Genomic DNA, 20,243 nt, shown 5'->3' with positions numbered 1-20,243 from the left:
ATTATGGGTTTGTATTGTGATTCAAAGGTAACGTCAAGCTAAATACGTTCAATTGGAGGTCGTTTGTACTATATAACAAGGTACCTTGGTGTTTTAAGGTTAGGGATCTTGTCAATGCCAAGCCTAGACCACTTCCGGGAACATTCTTATTTTGCTTTAAACGATTGAATGGTTCAAAAATTCTTTCCCTTTCTTCTGAAGGAATTAAAGCTCCGTCGTTTTTCACGGTCAATATAAAGATATTTTTCTGTTTATCCATATTCAAATTCACTTCAATATAGGATGAGGAATATTTAAGGGCATTATTCAATAAGTTGTAACAAATCTTGTCGAAAGCGTCGATATCGACCTGACCTATGATATCTGGCATAATATGCGAGACCATCTGCTTTCCCTGCGCCTGGAGTGTGACCGTAAAATTGTTGATGATTTCCTGAACCGTTTGGCTTATGTTTTCTGACTCAAAGTGTAATTTGAATCCTTCCGTCTCGACCTGTCTAAAATCCAGTAACTGATTGCTAAGTGCAATCAACTTCTCCGTATTGTTCTGCATGGTCAATAACAGCTTGTCTGTTACAGGATTGTGATCTACCTTATCCATAAGTTTCTCTAAGGGGGCCTTGATCAATGTCAACGGTGTGCGTATTTCATGGGCAACATCGGTGTAAAAATTGATTTTTGAACGGTAGAGTTCTTGCTCACGTAGATTTTGTACAGTTAGAAGGTGTTGTCGATTGCGTTGTTTGATCTTTTCATTGAAATGATGAATAATAAATATAATAAGTCCAGAAAGTATCAATGCATAACAAACAAAGGCTGGTATACTTGCCCAAATGGGAGGGAGAATCGTGATTTTAAGACTAGCAAAGGTGGGTATTGTGTTACCATTTGGATCTTCTGCTTTTACAGTAAAAATATAATTACCAGGAGCTAACTTGGTGAAATAAGCACGTTGATTACTTGTTATGTCTATCCAATTGTCGTCAAGACCGTCCATTTTATAACTATAATGGATAGAGTGGGGGGCTTGGTAGTGCAATGCTGCGAAATCAAGACTGAAGGATGATTCGTCGTGTTTTAGTTTAATATTCTTAGTAAATAAGATTGATTTAGATAGAATATTTGGATCGATATATTGATTGATCGCTCTATTGTTGATGTAAAAATTAGTGATATAAATCGGTATTTGATTCTTGTAGTTGATTTGGTTTAGCTTTGCGGGGTTGAAACGTATAAGGCCATTGATGGTACCGAAATAGAAGTTTCCGTTGTCGTCGTCAAAAGATGAATTGTAATTGAATTGAATCGTCGGTAGACCTGACTCCAGGTTAAAGATCCTTTTTTTACCATTAGGAAGATGATAACGCACAAGCCCTTTAGAGGTACTCACCCACAGGTTCTGTTGTTTGTCTTCTAAAAATGCGAGCGTTACGTTACTGGGCATTCCTTCTTCCAGACCAATGTTTTCAAAACTGTCCTGCTTTGATTTTTTCTTAGCCATTCCTCCTTCGGTAGCGATCCAAATTTGATTTTTTGAATCCTCAAATAGGCTATTGACCCTATTGTTAGGCAAAGAATTGGGATCGTTCTGGCTATGGGTAAAATGCTTGAAATACTTTGTTTTAGGATGATAACAAAATAGCCCATCGCGCCATGTACCTACCCAGATATTTCCCTCTTTATCTTCCAAAATAGACGTGTAAAACATGTATTCAGGGACATTATCAATTAGATGGAAAGATTTTTTTTCGAGATCAAAGCGGTATAATCCACGCGTTGAGGCCGCGAGAATTTCTCCTTTTCGAGTTTTATAGAGATAAAAGAGAAAATTACTTTGGAGATCGGACGATGTGGCACTGTTGCGATCGATATGATAGATTACTTTTTGAAGCTTTGGTGAAAAAATATCCAGACCATTGACGAAGGTACCGATCAATAGTTTATCACCAAGAGGGAGAATACCATGTATATTGTTATTCGCGAGATTCCCCTGTTTATCGGAGAAATTTTGAATTTTACCCGACTTGATGTCCAGTTTGGATAATCCTCCATTTTCGGTGCCTATCCATATATTGTGATCGATATCTTTTTTTATAATGCGCACGACAGATCCTTTTAAACTCCCGGGGCGATCTTGTGGGAGGAATTTTTCGATGATACTATTGTTTTTATGATAATAGTTGATCCCACCAAAGTAGGTTCCCAGCCAAATACCCTCATCCTTATCCTGCAGGATGTTATAAATGGCATTGTCAGATATGCCCCAAGGGTTTTCTTGTTCTTTCTGAATGTTGACGTAACGTCGGCTTGCAATTTGATAAATGAAGAGGCCAGACTCCGTTGCAAACCAATATTCATGATCATTTGGCTGTAAAATATCTCTGACATAGAGAAATTGATGCAGTTGATCCGGGCCAAGTATGGACTTGAGGGATTTATCTTGAAAGTGATAGCTATAAACGCCAGTTTTTGAAGTACCAATCAATAAGTCTCCTTCTCGATTTTCAGTGATTTTTTCAATGCTAAACCAATCCTTCGCCCCATATTTTGCTTGAAAGTCAAGCATGAGTACAGGTTTTCCCGAAGGACCTATTTGGAAGATTTTTCCTTCAGGAGTTCCGAAAAAAACATTCCCATTTTTTGTACAACTGATGGAGGTAATATAAAGGTCTGATTTTGTAAATTGTTGAATTGCATGACTAACTAAATCATGGCAATAGAGCATTCCATTTGATATAAACCAGATCCTTTTGCGTTGATCGGTAATAATAACGGGGACATCTGCATTTTCAAATTGTTTGCTCAGCAGTCTAAATTGTTCATCGACGGGGTTGTAACAATAGATTCCCTGATCTGTACCTATCCAAATTCTCTTTCGAAAATCTTCTTTCAATGAGATGATATTGTTACCACCCAGGCTATTTTTTACAGATTTTGACGCATCAAAATGTTTGAAATTATTACCATCAAAACGATTTAACCCATCTTTTGTACCGAACCAAAGAAAACCCTGACTATCCTGCATGCTACAAATGACAGCATTGTTAGACAATCCTTCATTGATTTGATAATGATTGAAATAATAGGGCTGCGCGTGGAGCAACGAGGGGAGCAACAGAAAAAATAGAAGACGTAAAGGCTTTAGGTTGATCATGATCATTTGGTTATTGATACAAAATAGTGCTAAAATGAAACAATTTAATCTTAAAATTTCTGAAAAATTTAAGACTTTAGCTTATATATTGTAAGCGTTAAAATTATAAAAAATCTAGAAAAGGACGTACGTTCTATCTAAACAAAGATTATAAACCATTTAAAATATTACGAATGAGAGGAAATTTGACCTTGCTTGGTCTTTCTGCAATGCTGGCATTTTGTGTGTCTTGTCAGCAATCGACGGGTTCTAAAACTTCAAAAGCAGATTCTTTATCGACCTTCATGGATACCGCACAGTTTAGCGGAACTATTGATCAAAAACAGGCTTATCTATATGAATTGCGCAATAAAAATGGCGTACAAGCTTATTTTACCAATTTTGGGGCACGTTTAGTGGGATTATGGGTGCCTGACAATAAGGGTGAGTTATGCGATGTTGTTTTGGGCTTTTCTAAAGCGGCCGATTATAATAATCCCAAAGAACCATTTTTTGGTACTATTGTAGGGCCTTTTGGTAATCGGATCGCCAAAGGAAAATTTAAATTGGATGATAAAACCTATACATTGGCGGTAAATAACGGTCCTAATACACTGCATGGTGGTTTTAAAGGTGTACATTTTGCCAATTGGACATTAAAATCGTCAGATAAATCGTCGCTTACTTTTGCTTACACCTTACCTGATGGACACGAGGGTTTTCCAGGGAACATCCAGATGGAAGTGACTTATACACTTAACGATAATAATGAATTGATGATTGCCTATCGTGCTACTTCCGATAAAAAGACGGTGATCAATTTGACCAACCATGCTTACTTTAATTTAAACGGTGAGGGAAGTGGTACAATTCTGGATCATCAGCTTCAATTGTTTGCGAATGAATACACACCAGTGGATAGTACACTCATACCAACAGGGCAATTGGCACCGGTAAAGGGAACAGCTTTTGATTTTACAGGCTTGAAACCAATAGGAAAAGATATTAACGCCAATGATCAGCAACTGAGCTTTGGAAAGGGCTATGATCACAACTTTGTCTTAAGCAAGGAGAAAGATGGCGAGTGGTACAAAGCAGCCCATGTGATTGGAGATAAATCGGGTATTGTGATGGATATTCTGACCGCAGAACCTGGAATACAATTTTATAGCGGTAATTTTATGAACGAACAAGTGCAATTGAAGAATGGGAAAAAAGACTCCTTTCGCACAGCTTTTTGTCTTGAACCGCAGCATTTTCCGGATGCCCCAAACCAACCTAATTTTCCAACAACTGTCCTAACCCCCGGGCAAGTTTATCAAACGAAATCCCTGTATCGTTTTTCGGTAAAATAATACATATTTAATAATGATTGGTTTGAAAGTACACCACTGAAAAGAGGTGTACTTTCTCTTTTTAATAGACTTTAAAACGTTTTAGGTCTATTTTATTTATTTGATACAAATAGGCAGTTTTTTGAGAAAAAACGAAAGTCCATACGATTGAATATACCTTAATTTTGGACAAATCAATTATACAAACTAATCAATCTAGGTATGTTTAAGGGTCTTAAATGTCTGCCAATATCTGCTACATTGCTCTGCTGTGCGAGCAGTTTTATCCCCTTAGCAAAGGGAGCTAATTTAATTCCAGGTTCTTCAGAGGGGATCGAGTTGCAAAAAGCAATAAAAGGGGTTGTTAAGGATAAGGATGGCAATCCGATTGTAGGAGCGACAGTCGCATTGAAATCCAAGCCCAGTACTGCAGTTTCAACAGATGCCAAAGGTAATTTTAACCTGACAGGTGTCAATGTCGGTGAACTTTTGACCGTAAGATCTGTAGGCTACCTTTCCAAAGAAGTGATGGCAATCGCTGACTTGGCAATCACCTTGGAAGATGAAAATGCACGTATAGACGAAGTTGTTGTAGTGGGGTATGGTACGCAAAAGAAAGAATCTGTCACTGGTGCAATCACCGCAATTTCTTCTCAGGATATTTCCAGATCTGTTGCTACAACAACTTCCGGAGCCTTAGTCGGGAAGATCGCCGGTGTTAACAGCCGGATGTCGGATGGGCGTCCGGGAGCTCCAACAGGAATCAGTATCCGTAATATGGGGACACCCTTATATGTGATCGACGGTGTTCAAAAGGATGAAGGACAATTTAATAATTTAGATTTCAATGATATTGAATCGGTTTCGGTATTAAAGGATGCGTCTGCTGCTATTTATGGTGTACGTGCGGCCAACGGTGTTGTTGTGGTGACGACAAAGAAGGGGAAGCGGGGCGATAACAATACCTTTAATATCAATTCGTATTATGGCTGGCAGAGTATGTTTCGTTTTCCCAAGCCAGCCGATGCCAGTACTTATATCAAAAGCTATATTCAGTCTGATGCTATTCTCGGAACTGAGCATCCACAATTTACGTTGGCAGATCTCGAAAAGTGGCAACAGGGTACAGAGAAAGGGTATCGTCCCTTTGATTGGTATGATTATATTCTTAAAACCAGCCCACAAACCTATATTTCGGGTAATGTCAGTGGTGGGTCCGAAAAAATCAATTATTACCTGAGTGTGGGACATTTAGACCAGCAATCCATCATCCGTAATTACGGCGGCTTCAATCGTACCAATGTGCAGATGAATATTGACGCGAATGTATCAAAACGATTAAAGATTGGGGCCAATTTGAATGGTCGGATCGAACAACGTAAACAACCGGGAGTACCTGGTGCTGACGATACTTGGCAAGCTTTATTTGCGATATATCGCAACTTGCCCACTGCACGGCCTTTTGCCAACGACAATCCTTTATATCCAACGCAGACATCACCCAATGCGGAAACCAACTTTGCGATGCTGAATTATGATCTGTCCGGTACATTTCAGGAAAAATGGCGGGTGATGCAGTTAAATTTTAATGCGGAATATAAGATCACAAATGATCTGATCGCTAAGGGAACAGTAGGCTATTATCTGGCGAATAAATGGATGGATAATCAGGAGTTTACCTATAAGCTATATGGCTATGATGAGAAGACAGATACTTACCCAGTAACTTTTAGTATGGATAACCCCTGGCGGGAGAGATCTATTTCGCAGGTTGAAGAAATCTCAACCCAATTTACCTTAAATTATAACAAGCGATTCGGTAAACATGGAATCAATGCTGTGCTTGCTGCTGAGTCCATAAAAAGAGATAATCCAGATGTGTATGTACACGATCGTCCAGCCTCCAATGCGTTGAGTTTGATCTATTTTCAGACGATGGACACTTACAATGATACGGGGGTGAATACGCAAGCGAGAGCGGGTTTTGCAGGCAGGGTCAATTATGATTATGATCAGAAATATCTTTTGGAACTTTCTTCGCGCTATGACGGTTCATGGAAATTCGCGCCAGGCAGCCGATGGGGCTTTTTTCCTTCGGTATCTGCAGGCTGGCGTGTTTCATCTGAGAAGTTCTGGTCTGAAGGTATGAGAAAGGTATTTGACGATGTGAAGTTAAGGGGATCTTACGGTGTATTGGGCGATGATAATTTGGATGCCTGGGAATATTTCGCTTTTGGTTATTTAAGTGGATATAATTATTTCCGAAAACCAGTCCGTGATGGCTATCAAAATATCGTGGGTTCAACAATTGACGGAAAATATGTTATTGGTTCTCAGGCTCGTGGTCTTCCGGTTAAAACGCTTTCTTGGATTCAGGCCCATATGCTAAATGTTGGTTTGGACTTTAGCACACTAAAAGGTAAATTAACAGGTTCGGTAGATATCTTCCGGCGAAAAAGAACAGGGCTGCCCGCCAAGCGAGAAGATGTATTGATACCGAATGAAGTAGGTTTTAGTTTACCTTATGAAAACCTGAATTCAGATATTCACCAAGGTATCGATGGATCATTGATGTGGCGGAGTAGCGTCAATGGATTTAACTATTTCGTAGGCGGTAATTTCACTTTCGCCCGGCAAACAGACGGCGAACAATATAAACCACGTTTTGGAAACTCTTTGGATCAGTATCGAAAATCAATCTATGACCGTTATGCCTTTCTCAATTGGGGATTACATTCCATTGGACAATTCCAGTCGTGGGAAGAAATTGCAAATTATGATGTAGACAATGACCGTAAAGGTAACTCATCATTACGCCCGGGGGATATTAAGTATGAAGATATTAATGGCGATAAAGTAATCAATGAGCTGGATGAACGGCCAATTGGATATCGCCAAGGTGGTCTTCCTTATTTCAATTACGGAATTAACCTTGGCGGTCAATTCAAGGGATTTGATTTGGCGATGGATTTCACCGGAGCAGCTTTTGCTTCCTTTAATCCGAGTTATGAGGCTGTTTTCCCTTTCCATGATGGCGGCAACAATCCGCAATACTATATGGAAAACCAGTGGATGCTGAGCGATATTACGGATCCAAATAGTGCCTTGATCCCAGGAAAGTACCCTACATTAATTAAAGGAAATAGAGATCATAGTAATTATTGGCATAGCGACTTCTGGCTTACCAATGTCAACTATTTGAAATTAAGAAACCTGCAGATCGGATATACTTTACCAGAAAAATGGATGAAACCTCGAGGGATTCAGAAATTGAGGATATATACCATGATGCAGAATCTATTTAGCATAGATAATTTGGGTGATATGAAGATCGATCCAGAAATCACAAGTGATTCGGGCGTTCAGTACCCAACAAATAGAGTTATAAACGTTGGTGTTACTTTAACTTTTTAATATGATGATAAATAAGAAAGTTATTTTATTGGGTGTATGTTTAATATGTGCATTTTCAAGCTGCAATAAATTTTTGGAACGGGAATCACAGGCTATTTTTACGGACGATCAGATATTTTCGGATCAGAATATGATAAAATCTGTGCTAGCGAATTATTATGGGCGGATTAGCTGGGGACAGCAATTTGGTGACAATGGATCTTTTGCGATGTTAGATGAGGCCGGATTTTCAAGCGGTGGTCCCAATACAATGCAGGAATTTCCGAATGACTTTTGGCGTATGTACGACTACGAACTTATTCGCAATCTGAATCAATTTATCGTAGGTGTTCGTCAGTCATCATTGGACGAAAATAATAAAAAGAGCATTGAAGGTGAGGCCAGATTTATTCGTGCTTGGACTTATTTTAATATGATCAAGCGTTTGGGGGGAGTTCCCTTAGTGGGGGATAAGATCTATGATTATACGGGTGGTATGGATCCGGCAGAGTTGCAGATACCTCGATCAACAGAAGCAGAAAGTTATAATTATGTGATTAGCGAATGTACCGAAGCGGCTAAAATGCTCGGTATAGAGAAAACAATAAGTTCCGCGCGAGCTAATAAATGGACAGCTTTGGCACTTAAGGCGCGGGCTGGTCTATACGCCGCCTCAATAGCGAAGTATAACTATAAAACGCCAGACGTCAAAACAGCAGGTAACGAGGTGGGGATTCCGGCAGCGGAAGCCAATAAATATTACCAGATTGCTTACGAATCCGCATTGGATATTATCAACAATAGCCCTTATGCCCTCTATAATGGAAATGCCGATAAAGGAAAGAACTTCTATCTTGCTGTAAGTTCAAAATCAAGTAGCAATGAAGTTATTTGGGCCAAGGATTATGCGTATCCAGGTGAAACACATTTTTTTACCAACAATAACATTGCCTCATCCGTCCGTGGAGATATTGATGCCAACTTTGTTACGCCTGTTTTAAATTTGGTGGAAGCATTTGAATATACAGATGATCGAAATGGAGCATTGAAAACGAAGACTGCTACCGGAGATTACATTTACTACAATAATCCCGAAGAGTTATTTGCCCATAAAGACGCCCGCCTGTATGGTACTGTAATCTATTCTGGTGCTGATTTTGCTGGTACCAAAATCACTTACCAAGCAGGCGTTAGATATAAAGAAGGAGGTGTTTGGAAGACGATGACCGCAATACCCGGTACTTCAGATTCCAAATTCGGAGGAATTATTACAAGTAAAGATGGCCCCACGACTTCCAACGATATGTATATCAACAAGACGGGATTTAATATCCGGAAGTTTATTGACGAAAACAAAGATGCTTCTACTCGTGGTCGTGGGTCGGATATTTGGTTTGTTCGTTTTCGTTATGCCGAATTTCTGCTGATTGCCGCAGAGGCAGGACTTGAACTTGGTAAATCACAAGCCGAGCTGACGGGATATGTCAACAAGATCAGGGAGCGCGCGGGGATACAGCCATTAACGACTATTTCTTTGAATGATATCATTCAGGAACGCCGAGTTGAATTTGCCTTCGAAGATCATCGTTATTGGGATCTGAAGCGTTTGCGGATTGCACACGAAATCTGGAACGGAAGTGCTGATAATTACAATGCGGTACACTATGCGCTATTTCCTTACAGAATATATGCTCCTGGGGATCCGAACGATGGTAAATGGGTTTTTGAGAAACAGAAATCGAGTCATACGCTCTATCCACGAAATTTTAAATATCAGAACTATTATAATTTCATAGATCAAGTTTGGATCAATAATAATCCGAAGTTAGTTCGAAATCCTTATCAATAGCATTATCCTTATGAAAACTTTTTTTTGTAAATTAATAGTCAGTTTGTGTTTGATCGTAGGTGTATTTGCTTGTGGCAAAGATAACTATGATGCCCCTAAAAGTACACTGAACGGTCGTGTAACCTACAATTCAGAACCTCTAGGAGTAAGAGGATCAAACCAGTCCGTTTCACTTCAGCTATGGCAAGATGGTTTTCCGCTTCGATCTGCTATTAATGTGTATGTGACGCAGGACGGTTCATTTGCGGCAAAACTCTTCGACGGGCGGTACAAATTGGTGGCAACCAGCGGAAATGGCCCCTGGCTGAATAGTGCGGATACAGTGCTGGTTGATGTGCGGGGCAATACAAGCATCGAGTACCCGGTTAAACCTTATTATACCATAAGTAATATTACCTATAATGTTCAAGGGAATATGCTGAAAGCTTCTTTTGACGTCAAGACAATAGATGCTTCAAGAACGATTGATTTTGCCACCTTATTGGTCAATGATACAAAATTCGTGGATTTGGGTCAATATACCTATAAAATGGATAAAACTGGAAGTAGTTCGGGGCATGTCGATCTGGAGCTGGATATCAAAGATATTTTGACCAAGAGTGCTGCAGTGTATGCGCGTGTGGGCTTGAAGATAAGCGGTATCACCGAGGCGCTATATGATAGTTCACCTAAGAAATTGAAATAACAATGATCAAAAAAATTGGCTTTTTAAACTTATTGATGGGGCTTGGTTTAGCTGCGTCGGCGCAATCCGGAATTGCGACTTCCGTAAAGCAATTACCTTTGACAGGTAACAACTCACAATATATAAACAATAGGGCTCCGTTAAAACAAAATGCCCTGCTGAAGTTGCCGGTGGGTAGTATCGTGCCCGAAGGTTGGCTCGGGAAGTACCTCGAGTTGCAAAAAGATGGTCTTACAGGCCATCTGGGAGAAATTAGTGCCTGGCTGTCGAAGAAAAATAACGCTTGGTTAAGTACGGATGGGAAAGGAGATTATGGCTGGGAAGAAGTTCCTTATTGGTTAAAAGGCTACGCTAATTTGGGCTACATCTTGAAAGATCCTAAGATAATAGCAGAGTCAAAAATCTGGTTAGAGGCTGCGCTAAAAAGCCAGCGTCCTGATGGATACTTTGGACCATTGATCCTGCGTAATAACAAACCAGATCTTTGGGGGAATATGTTGATGCTATGGTGTTTGCAGTCCTATTATGAATATAGCGGTGACCAGCGTGTTTTAACGTTGATGACCAATTATTTTAAATGGCAGGCCAATTTGCCGGATAGTTTTTTTCTCAAGGATTATTGGGAAAACAGTCGTGGTGGTGACAATTTGCTATCTGTATATTGGCTCTATAACAGAACACAAGGTAATGAATGGTTGATGGATTTAGCGGATAAAATCCATCGGAATACAGCCAATTGGCGGCAGAAAGATGATTTGCCCAATTGGCATAATGTCAACGTAGCGCAGTGTTTTAGAGAGCCAGCAACCTATTATCTGAAAAGCCAGTCGACTACAGATCTTAACGCAACCTACAATAATTTTCATTTCGTCAGACAAGTATTTGGTCAGGTTCCGGGTGGCATGTTCGGTGCCGATGAAAATGCACGTCCGGGATATACTGATCCCCGTCAGGGAGTGGAAACCTGTGGAATGGTGGAGCAGATGGCTTCCAATGAAATCCTTCTCGGGATAACAGGCGATCCTTTTTGGGCGGATCATGCGGAGGAAGTTGCTTTTAATACCTACCCAGCCGCTGTGACAGCCGATTTTAAAGCATTACGCTATATCACGAGCCCTAATATGACTATCAGCGATAGCCATAATCATGCTCCCGGGATTGATAATAATGGGCCATTTTTAATGATGAACCCCTTCAGTTCACGTTGTTGTCAGCATAATCACAGTCAGGGTTGGCCATATTATGCGGAGCATCTGTATATGGCAACGAATGATAATGGTGTTACGGCAGTACTTTATGCCGCATCAAAAGCTGAAATCAAAGTTGGAAACAATCAAGCCATTCAGATCAGACAAGAATCCAATTATCCGTTTGAAGAATCGCTGCGATTTGAAATAAGCACACAGGGTAAAACAGTTGATTTCCCCTTTTATCTCCGTATACCTGCCTGGGCGAAACAAGCCAAAATAACGGTTAACGGTAAAAGTCAGGCTATAGAAGCTGGAGCAAAATATATTCGGATTGAACGGAAATGGAAAGACGGCGACAAGGTCGAACTCTCCTTACCGATGACCATAGATCTGAAAACATGGACGGCCAATAAAAATTCAGTTAGTATCCAGCGTGGACCATTGACCTATGCACTCAAAATCAAAGAGAATTATGTAAAAAAGGATAGTAAGGCTTCAGCAATTGGAGATTCTAAATGGCAGGAGACTGCAGATCCATCAAAATGGCCATCTTATGAAATCCTTCCTGCAAGTGACTGGAATTACGGACTTGTACAAAATCAGCTACAAGCTGTTGACCAACTAAAAGTGGTCAAACGACCATGGCCTAAAGATGCATTTCCTTTTGACGCAGAAGCAGTACCTATTTCGATTCTTGTGAAAGCGAAACGTATTGATGGATGGAAAATTGATGAAAATGGACTAACGGGCGTATTGCCTCTGAGTCCGGTGGAAAGCAAGGGTGCGGTGCAGGAAGTTGAACTGATTCCCATGGGAGCAGCACGTTTGCGCATTGCTGCTTTTCCAACTGTAAAATAGTATAAATACGATATAAATAAATGACTTAACGATTTTTTATGATGAAGAAAACCTTACTTTTTGCCAGTTTGATGATGGCAGCACAATTGAACTTTGCTCAGGATTGGAAACCCGCAGGGTCACATATATTAACTCCTTGGGGCGAGAAAGTTACGGCACAAAAGCCACATCCTGAATATCCAAGACCACAATTAACCAGAACCAATAACTGGCAGAATTTAAATGGGCTATGGAAATATGCTGTCACTCCAGTAGGTACTAAAGAGATTCCTCGTCAATGGGACGGAAATATCCTTGTTCCTTTTGCTATTGAATCGGCATTGTCCGGTGTTGGTAAAGAGGTCGGGAAAGATAAAGCGTTATGGTATAATAATACCATAACATTGGACAAGTCTGTCCATAAAAATAAGGTCCTGTTGCATTTCGGTGCCGTAGATTGGCAATGTGATGTGTATGTAAATAACCAATTGGTCGGAAGACATGAAGGTGGTTTTGATCCATTTTCGATGGATGTGACAAGCTTCCTAAAGAAAGGAGCGAAACAGGAAATAGCCATTCGGGTATGGGACCCGACTGATGATGGTCCACAACCACGGGGTAAACAGGTGAACAAGCCGAATGGTATATGGTATACACCAGTGACGGGAATTTGGCAGACCGTTTGGTTAGAAAGTGTCCCCCAAACGTACATTGTGCGTACCAAACAGACTCCACGTCTGGACGATGGAGTCTTGGCCTTTCAGGCTTCCGTAGAAGGAAGTCAAGCCGGTGACGAAATAAAAGTGCGTGCATTGGATGGCGGAAAGGTTATTAAAGAACAAACCGGACAACCGAATACATCTTTCGATCTTTCGGTACCTAATCTGGAGCCATGGTCGCCAAGTAACCCTAAGCTCTATGATCTAGAAATTCAGCTGATTCGAAAAGGAAAAGTAGTAGATCAGGCGAAAAGCTATTTTGCCATGCGGAAAATAGCCATGCAGAAAGACGAAAATGGCGTTCAACGTTTAATGCTAAACAATAAGTTTACCTTCCAATATGGTCCATTGGATCAAGGCTGGTGGCCAGATGGTCTACATACAGCACCTACGGATGAAGCGCTGAAGTTTGATGTTGTCAAAACAAAGGAAATGGGATTCAATATGATCCGTAAACATATCAAAGTAGAACCGGCACGCTGGTACCGTTACTGTGATAGTATAGGTATGCTTGTCTGGCAAGATATGCCTAGTGGTGATCTTGGCGGAAACCATTGGGATATGCAACCGGGAAAGATTTCAGGCGGTAATCGGGATAAAGTACGTTCGCAGGAATCTGAGGGGTACTACAGAAAAGAATGGAAAACCATTATGGAAGTGTTGCATAATTACCCAAGTATTGTCATCTGGGTGCCGTTTAATGAGGCTTGGGGGCAATTCAAAACGAAGGAAATAACGGAATGGACAATGGCCAATGACCCTTCAAGACTCGTCAATAGTGCCAGCGGTGGTAACTTTATGGAAACTGGACATATCTTGGATATCCACAATTATCCCGATGCAGCCATGCCTGATCCAAATTTGTTCGGCGCTAAGCAAGTGCTTGCTTTAGGTGAATTTGGTGGTCTGGGATTACCGATCGATGGGCACTCCTGGCAGCAGAAAGACAACTGGGGATACCAAAGTTTTAAAAATAAAACGGAATTATTGGAGCGCTATAAACGTCTTATCCATGACTTGACACGTCTAATTCCTATGGGATTGTCTGCCGCTGTTTATACACAGACAACAGATGTGGAAGTAGAAACAAATGGTTTGATGACCTATGATCGTAAAGTTGTCAAAATGCCTGAAGCAGAATTGAACGCTGCACATCAGGCGCTTTATCATGCACCTACCAAATAATTGATAGCGATATGGCCGCAACTCGGGTTGCGGCCTAAATTTATCGCTGAAAATATACCTGTCAACCTAAACCTATTTTATACAAACTCAATGAAATTAAAATTACTAATTGCAACGGCTATTGTATGTCAATCGGTATCTTCGTTTGCACAAAAACAAGTCCTTAAGAATGATCTTCGCGCGCCTGCCTATCCTTTAGTAACAATTGACCCCAATACAAGTGCCTGGTCCTATAGCAACGAATTGAATGCGGACGTTGTACGCCATTGGACCGGAAAATCCTTCCCCTTATTGGGCGTACTTAAAGTGGATGGGAAATCCTATCGCTTCTTAGGTAAAGAAGAAGCTGAACTCTTGCCTTTGGCACGGATGGGTGAACATGCGGCTTGGATCGGAAGTTATGTTGTCAATGAACCCGCCCCGGACTGGATGAAACCTTCATTTGATGCACGGCAATGGAAGACGGGGGCAGCGCCATTCGGTACCAAGGATAAAGAACCCAATGTGGAGACTGATTGGCAGGAACCTAAAATTTGGGTTAGAAGGGAAGTTGAACTGAGTGAGGATCTTACAGGCAAATCCGTATATATCGAATTTACACATGACGATGACGCTATTTTGTACGTCAACGGGATTGAGGTTGTTAATACAGGTAATTCGACTGGTAAAAATAGTCGGGTCAAGCTGCCCGATCATGTCGTGAAAACATTGAAGAAAGGAAAAAATATACTCGCGGGTTATTGCTATAATAGGGTAGCGAACGGATACTTTGATTTTGGACTCTTTACAGAAAAAGAAGGTAGTATTCAATTTGACAATGAAGCGAAGCAGATTGTTTCCAATGTACAGGCAACACAAACACATTATTCGTTTAACTGTGGGCCGGTCGATTTAAATATTACATTTACTGCACCGATGTTTCTGGATAAATTGGACTTAATGGCAAGACCCGTAAATTATCTTTCCTATACGGTCCATGCGAAGGATGGCAAGAAACATCAGGTGCAACTTTATTTGGAGGCAGCACCAAATTGGGCACTGAATTCTCCACTTCAAGATGCTGCAAGCAGTTCCTTTGTTTCAGGAAATCTCCAGTTTGTAAAGACAGGAAGCAAAAGCCAGCAGGTTCTAGGAAGGAAAGGTGACGACCTACGGATCGATTGGGGGTATTTCTATATGGCTGGCGCAAAATCAAAGACAAAGTCCGCGGTCGGAAGTAGCCATCAATTACGGTCTAATTTTCTGAAAAGTGAAAATAGCTCTTCTTCAAATGGAGGACAACAATTGGCACTGATGCAAACTTTTGATGTCTCATCAAGCTACCAGGATAAGATCTTGTTGGGGTATGATGACCTGTACTCCATCCAATATTTTGGACAAAATTTACGACCTTATTGGAATACCAATGGAAATAGTTCCATTGAGAAGCAATTTGAACTGGCCGACAAAGAGTATACGGCTCTCAAAAAGGCTGCTGATAAATTTGATGCCGACCTATGGGGTACCGCTTTGCGTAACGGAGGTGAGGACTATGCCGCATTATGTGCCCTGGCCTATCGGCAGGCAATCGCCGCCCATAAACTTGTAAAAGCACCCAATGGCGATCTGCTTTTACTGTCCAAAGAAAATGATAGCAATGGGTCAATAGGAACTGTTGATGTAACCTATCCTTCGGCACCGATTTTCCTTTACTATAATCCGGAACTGGCAAAAGCACTAATGAACGCCATTTTTTATTATAGTGAAAGCAATAAGTGGACAAAACCTTTTGCTGCGCATGATGTTGGGACCTATCCTTTGGCGAATGGCCAAACTTACGGTGGGGATATGCCTGTCGAAGAATCGGGAAATATGTTGATATTAACTTATGCTTTAGCGAAGGTCGAAGGAAATGCAGCTTATGCCAAAAAACATTGGAAAGTGTTGTCTACCTGGGTAGATTATTTAGTAGATAAAGGCCTTGACCCCGAAAATCAGTTGTGCACAGATGATTTCGCGGGCCATTTTGCACATAATGCCAATTTATCAATTAAAGCTATTTTAGGTATTGCATCTTACGGTTATCTAGCCCAAATGCTTGGTGAAGAGGCTACGGCGAAAAAGTATCTGACCGAAGCAAAAGCAATGGCTATGAAATGGAAAGAGATGGCTGAAGATGGAGATCACTATAAGTTGACTTTTGATAAAACCGGAACCTGGAGCCAAAAGTATAATATGGTCTGGGATAAATTGCTTAAGATGGATATTTTTGACCCCTCTATTCGTGAAACTGAAATGAAATACTATCTCGGCAAACAAAATAAATACGGACTTCCCCTGGACAATCGTCAGCCTTATACCAAAACCGACTGGATTATTTGGACGGCTACCATGGCAAATGACAAGCCTACCTTTGAGGCATTTTTAAAGCCAGTCTACCATTTTATGAACGAAACAACAGACCGTGTTCCCATGTCGGATTGGACGTATACAGATCGTCCTAAGAGAGCTGGATTTAAAGCAAGATCCGTTGTTGGGGGCTATTTTATCAAAATGTTGGAAGAGAAATTGAGAAAAGCAAAATAGCTTTTCCTGTGATGAAGAAAATAATATAAAAAAATAATAAGATGTTGAATGCAATGTTGTTCAGATATTGGATCGGCGGAGTTGTCGTACTGAACTTGTTGAGCTCCTGCGGAAGCTCTCCAGGTTCAGTTAAGCAGTCGGGTCAAATAACAAATGCTACGGCTCAGCATAAGAGCTACAGCAATCCGGTTTTTGAGCCTATACTTGCTGATCCTACAGTCGTTAGAGACCCTCAGCGCAAAATGTTCTATGCGTACGGGACAGCCGACAATTGGGGCGACGGAAAGGGACAGCGTTTGGTGTCTATTCTACAATCGGCTGATCTCGCCCATTGGACCTGGATTGGAACGGCCTTCAGCTCAAAACCGAGCTGGAAAGCCGAGGGGGGAATCTGGGCACCAGATGTGGTGAGGTTAAATGGTAAGTATATCTTATATTATGCTTATTCAACATGGGGAGACCCCAACCCCGGTATCGGTGTAGCCCTAGCAGATAGACCGGAAGGCCCCTTTATCGATCAAGGTAAACTTTTTGATAGCAAGGAGATCGATGTACCGAATTCAATAGACCCTTATTTTTTTACAGAAAATGGGCAGAATTATCTGTTTTGGGGTAGTTTTAGTGATGCGAATACGCAAGGAACATATGGTGTTGAACTCGATGAAAATGGGACCGCGGTACCCGATTTAAATAAAAAATTTAAAGTTGCTGCTGGGGATTTTGAAGCTGTCGTGATCCATAAACGGAAGGGATATTACTACTTTATCGGATCCAAAGGCTCCTGTTGTGAAGGAGAAAAAAGCAGTTATCATGTTCTTGTAGGTCGCTCCCGCAAACTGAAGGGACCTTATATCGATCAAGAGGGCCGTAATCTTACACAGCGGGGGAGTGGAACGTTGTTATTAAAGGGAAATGATCAATTTGTGGGGACAGGTCATACTTCGCGCATTATTACAGACGATAAGGGAAAAGATTGGATACTCTATCATGGTATGGACCCAAAGCGGCCTCGTGTCGCGACGGGGGGAAATCGTCGGATGCTATTTTTGGATCAGATTATCTGGGATAAGGACTGGCCCAAAATTGAAGGGGCAACCAGCAGTGTTGCAGCGCAACGGGCCCCAACGTTTAATTTTAAATAGAATTTTCAATAGCTAGCAGCGGATGGTCTGCCTTAGTGGGGCTGGATTTTCGCTGTCCATAAAAAATATGATACATCAAACGAAGAAACATTTTGAACTTCTTGACGCCATGCGTGGGGTGGCCGCAGTTGCAGTCGTACTGTTTCACTTTATGGAAATTGCACAACCGGATTATCACAATAGTTTTATTTCACATAGCTATTTAGCCGTTGATTTCTTCTTTTGTTTATCGGGTTTTGTAATTGCCTATGCCTATGATCAGAAACTGGTCACAATTGGTCTAAAACGATTCTTTCTCTTGCGTTTGCTAAGATTGCACCCATTGGTTATCATCGGTACATTAATTGGTTTATTGGCCTTTATTTACGACCCATTCAGTAATTTGGCTGGCTCATTTTCCGTCTTACAGAAGATAGGGATGTTCATTAGTGGGATAACGTTGATTCCATACCCAGCTGTACCAGAGCGATATTTTAATCTTTTCCATTTAAACCCACCTACATGGTCGCTATTTTGGGAGTATATCGCCAATATCGCCTATGCTTTGATCTTGGTACGGATTCCAAAAAACGTTCTTTGGGGAATAGTGCTCCTTGGTGCGGCAGCGCTATGTGCCGAATCATTTCGTTCCGGCTATTTAGCTGTAGGTTTTGGGGCAGATAATTTTTGGGCTGGGGGAATTCGATTATGGTTTTCGTTTTCGATGGGACTACTTATTTTTAGGTCGAACTGGGCTGTTTCGAACAAGCTACCTTTTTTCAGTGTTCTTGGTCTGCTTGCTGTCGTATTTTTCATTCCATTTTCTGAAGTTTATGGTAAGTACATCGATCCTATTGTCGTTATCTTTTATTTTCCTTTATTGCTCATGCTGGGGATAGGCGGACTACCTGTTTTTGGAGGTGTAAAGAAGTTATGCAAGTTCTTAGGTGATATTTCCTATCCGCTCTATATCATTCATTATCCATTTATCTGGATTTTTATGAGCTATGTGGAAATCCATCACCCATCGAATAAGCACATGGCTGTGATTATTATAATTGGAATACTGTCGTTGTTTTTTTTCGCTTTATTGGTCTTTAAATATTTAGATGAGCCTATTCGGAAATATTACAGCCAGAAACTAAACTAAATGGCGATGAATCCAGGTACTGATGAACTGGAATACCTCCATTTTGCAGTCTTCATTGAGAATTTCATGCCGCATGCCTGCATATAATTTAATGGTTATATCGGTCTGGCCCTGTGCGCTTAACTGCGCTACGCTCTTTTCAACGCCCATTCCAAAATCTCCAATTGGATCATCCTGTCCGCTGATAAATAGAATTGGTAGATTTTTGGGGATATTCTTGGTAGCTTCGATATCTGTCGCTTGCAAGGAAAGGTCTAACACGGTATGAAATCCATTGTTGGTAAATAATCCCCCACAAAGTGGATCTTCCAAAAATGAAATACGGTTTGTCTTGCTTACGCTTAACCAATTGCTGTTATTTTGGTTGGGCTCGTTCTTAAATTGAGCATTATTGCGCTTGTCAAAAATACGGTTGATCAATTTACTTCTTCTTTTTGGGGCAATACTATTGAGCAGCGTGAGTAAAAGGCGAAAAGCTGTGGAACCTTTTTGACGTTGGCCTGTCCCCACGATAATGGCCCCCTTAAATTGCTGGCCAATTTTTTGTAAAACGCAGCGTGTGACAAAGGATCCCATGGAATGCCCTAAAATAAATTGGGGCAGTTGTGAGTAGGTTTCTCGTAAGAAATTACTCATTGTAATGGCGTCATCAATGAGTTGTTCTTTAGCTCCATGCTGTTTAAAATACCCTAATTGATCGGCATTTAGTGCTGTCTTTCCATGGCCCAATTGATCGTAGGTTAAAACCGCAAAATTCTGTGTAGTCAGATAATTGGCCAATTCTTCATACCGACCACTATGCTCCTGCATGCCATGTACCAGGAGTATTGTTGCCACGATCTGATTGTCGTCGGGTAGATACAAACGATAGAAAATTTTATGTTCATTTTCAGTAGTCGCGCTGATTGTATAAAAATGGGAAGCTACCTTGCTCATTATACCTCTTTATTTTAAGTAAACTAAGATAATTTTAGTGCATTTGCAAGTTTAACAATCTTCTTTCCGATTTTGTTCGGATGAGACCGAAAGGCTTTCAGGGCAGTTGTTCCATGAAAATTAGCATGATTAATTTTTGTGGTTTG

The 20,243-nt window shown here is 40.9% G+C and carries 11 protein-coding genes; 9 read left to right on the top strand and 2 right to left on the bottom strand.

The genetic code is table 11. The annotated features are described in order from the left end of the window. Position 1: 1 nt before the first annotated feature. Positions 2-3,154, bottom strand: a complete 3,153-nt coding sequence (locus ACLCDV_RS17695; RefSeq protein ID WP_411971787.1) for a two-component regulator propeller domain-containing protein — start codon at positions 3,152-3,154, stop codon at positions 2-4. Positions 3,155-3,327: 173 nt separating this feature from the next. Here ACLCDV_RS17695 and ACLCDV_RS17690 point away from each other — a divergent pair, with 173 nt between their 5' ends. From ACLCDV_RS17690 to ACLCDV_RS17650, 9 genes are all read left to right on the top strand, one after another. After that, on the top strand, positions 3,328-4,488 hold the full coding sequence (locus ACLCDV_RS17690; protein WP_317665334.1) for an aldose epimerase family protein: 1,161 nt from the start codon (positions 3,328-3,330) through the stop codon (positions 4,486-4,488). A 201-nt stretch (positions 4,489-4,689) separates the two neighbouring features. Then, positions 4,690-7,881 carry a SusC/RagA family TonB-linked outer membrane protein gene (locus ACLCDV_RS17685; RefSeq protein WP_411971786.1) on the top strand — a complete coding sequence of 1,064 codons (3,192 nt, stop codon included), beginning with the start codon at positions 4,690-4,692 and terminating at the stop codon, positions 7,879-7,881. Position 7,882: 1 nt separating this feature from the next. Then, positions 7,883-9,709: a RagB/SusD family nutrient uptake outer membrane protein gene (locus ACLCDV_RS17680; protein WP_411971785.1), complete on the top strand. Its 1,827-nt coding sequence runs from the start codon at positions 7,883-7,885 to the stop codon at positions 9,707-9,709. A 10-nt stretch (positions 9,710-9,719) separates the two neighbouring features. Beyond that, positions 9,720-10,394: a DUF3823 domain-containing protein gene (locus tag ACLCDV_RS17675; protein WP_411971784.1), complete on the top strand. Its 675-nt coding sequence runs from the start codon at positions 9,720-9,722 to the stop codon at positions 10,392-10,394. A 2-nt stretch (positions 10,395-10,396) separates the two neighbouring features. Continuing rightward, positions 10,397-12,442: a beta-L-arabinofuranosidase domain-containing protein gene (locus ACLCDV_RS17670; RefSeq protein WP_411971783.1), complete on the top strand. Its 2,046-nt coding sequence runs from the start codon at positions 10,397-10,399 to the stop codon at positions 12,440-12,442. Positions 12,443-12,480: 38 nt separating this feature from the next. Continuing rightward, positions 12,481-14,325 carry a glycoside hydrolase family 2 protein gene (locus ACLCDV_RS17665; protein WP_294346044.1) on the top strand — a complete coding sequence of 615 codons (1,845 nt, stop codon included), beginning with the start codon at positions 12,481-12,483 and terminating at the stop codon, positions 14,323-14,325. 90 nt (positions 14,326-14,415) lie between these two features. Further along, positions 14,416-16,890, top strand: a complete 2,475-nt coding sequence (locus ACLCDV_RS17660; protein WP_411971782.1) for a glutaminase domain-containing protein — start codon at positions 14,416-14,418, stop codon at positions 16,888-16,890. Between the two features lie 41 nt (positions 16,891-16,931). Beyond that, positions 16,932-18,032, top strand: a complete 1,101-nt coding sequence (locus tag ACLCDV_RS17655) for a family 43 glycosylhydrolase (RefSeq protein ID WP_411971781.1) — start codon at positions 16,932-16,934, stop codon at positions 18,030-18,032. A 67-nt stretch (positions 18,033-18,099) separates the two neighbouring features. Then, on the top strand, positions 18,100-19,161 hold the full coding sequence (locus ACLCDV_RS17650) for an acyltransferase family protein (protein ID WP_411971780.1): 1,062 nt from the start codon (positions 18,100-18,102) through the stop codon (positions 19,159-19,161). On the opposite strand, the gene ACLCDV_RS17645 is transcribed toward ACLCDV_RS17650, so the two are convergent. Further along, positions 19,153-20,097, bottom strand: coding sequence for an alpha/beta fold hydrolase (locus tag ACLCDV_RS17645; protein ID WP_411971779.1), 945 nt, complete (start codon positions 20,095-20,097; stop codon positions 19,153-19,155). The genes ACLCDV_RS17650 and ACLCDV_RS17645 overlap by 9 nt on opposite strands. Positions 20,098-20,243: the final 146 nt, after the last annotated feature.

Origin of the sequence: Sphingobacterium sp. Lzh-3 (assembly GCF_046764375.1) — a bacterium.
GTDB lineage: Bacteria > Bacteroidota > Bacteroidia > Sphingobacteriales > Sphingobacteriaceae > Sphingobacterium.
Note: the sequence above shows the minus strand (reverse complement) of the source record. Positions and strands in the feature narration are given on the sequence as shown.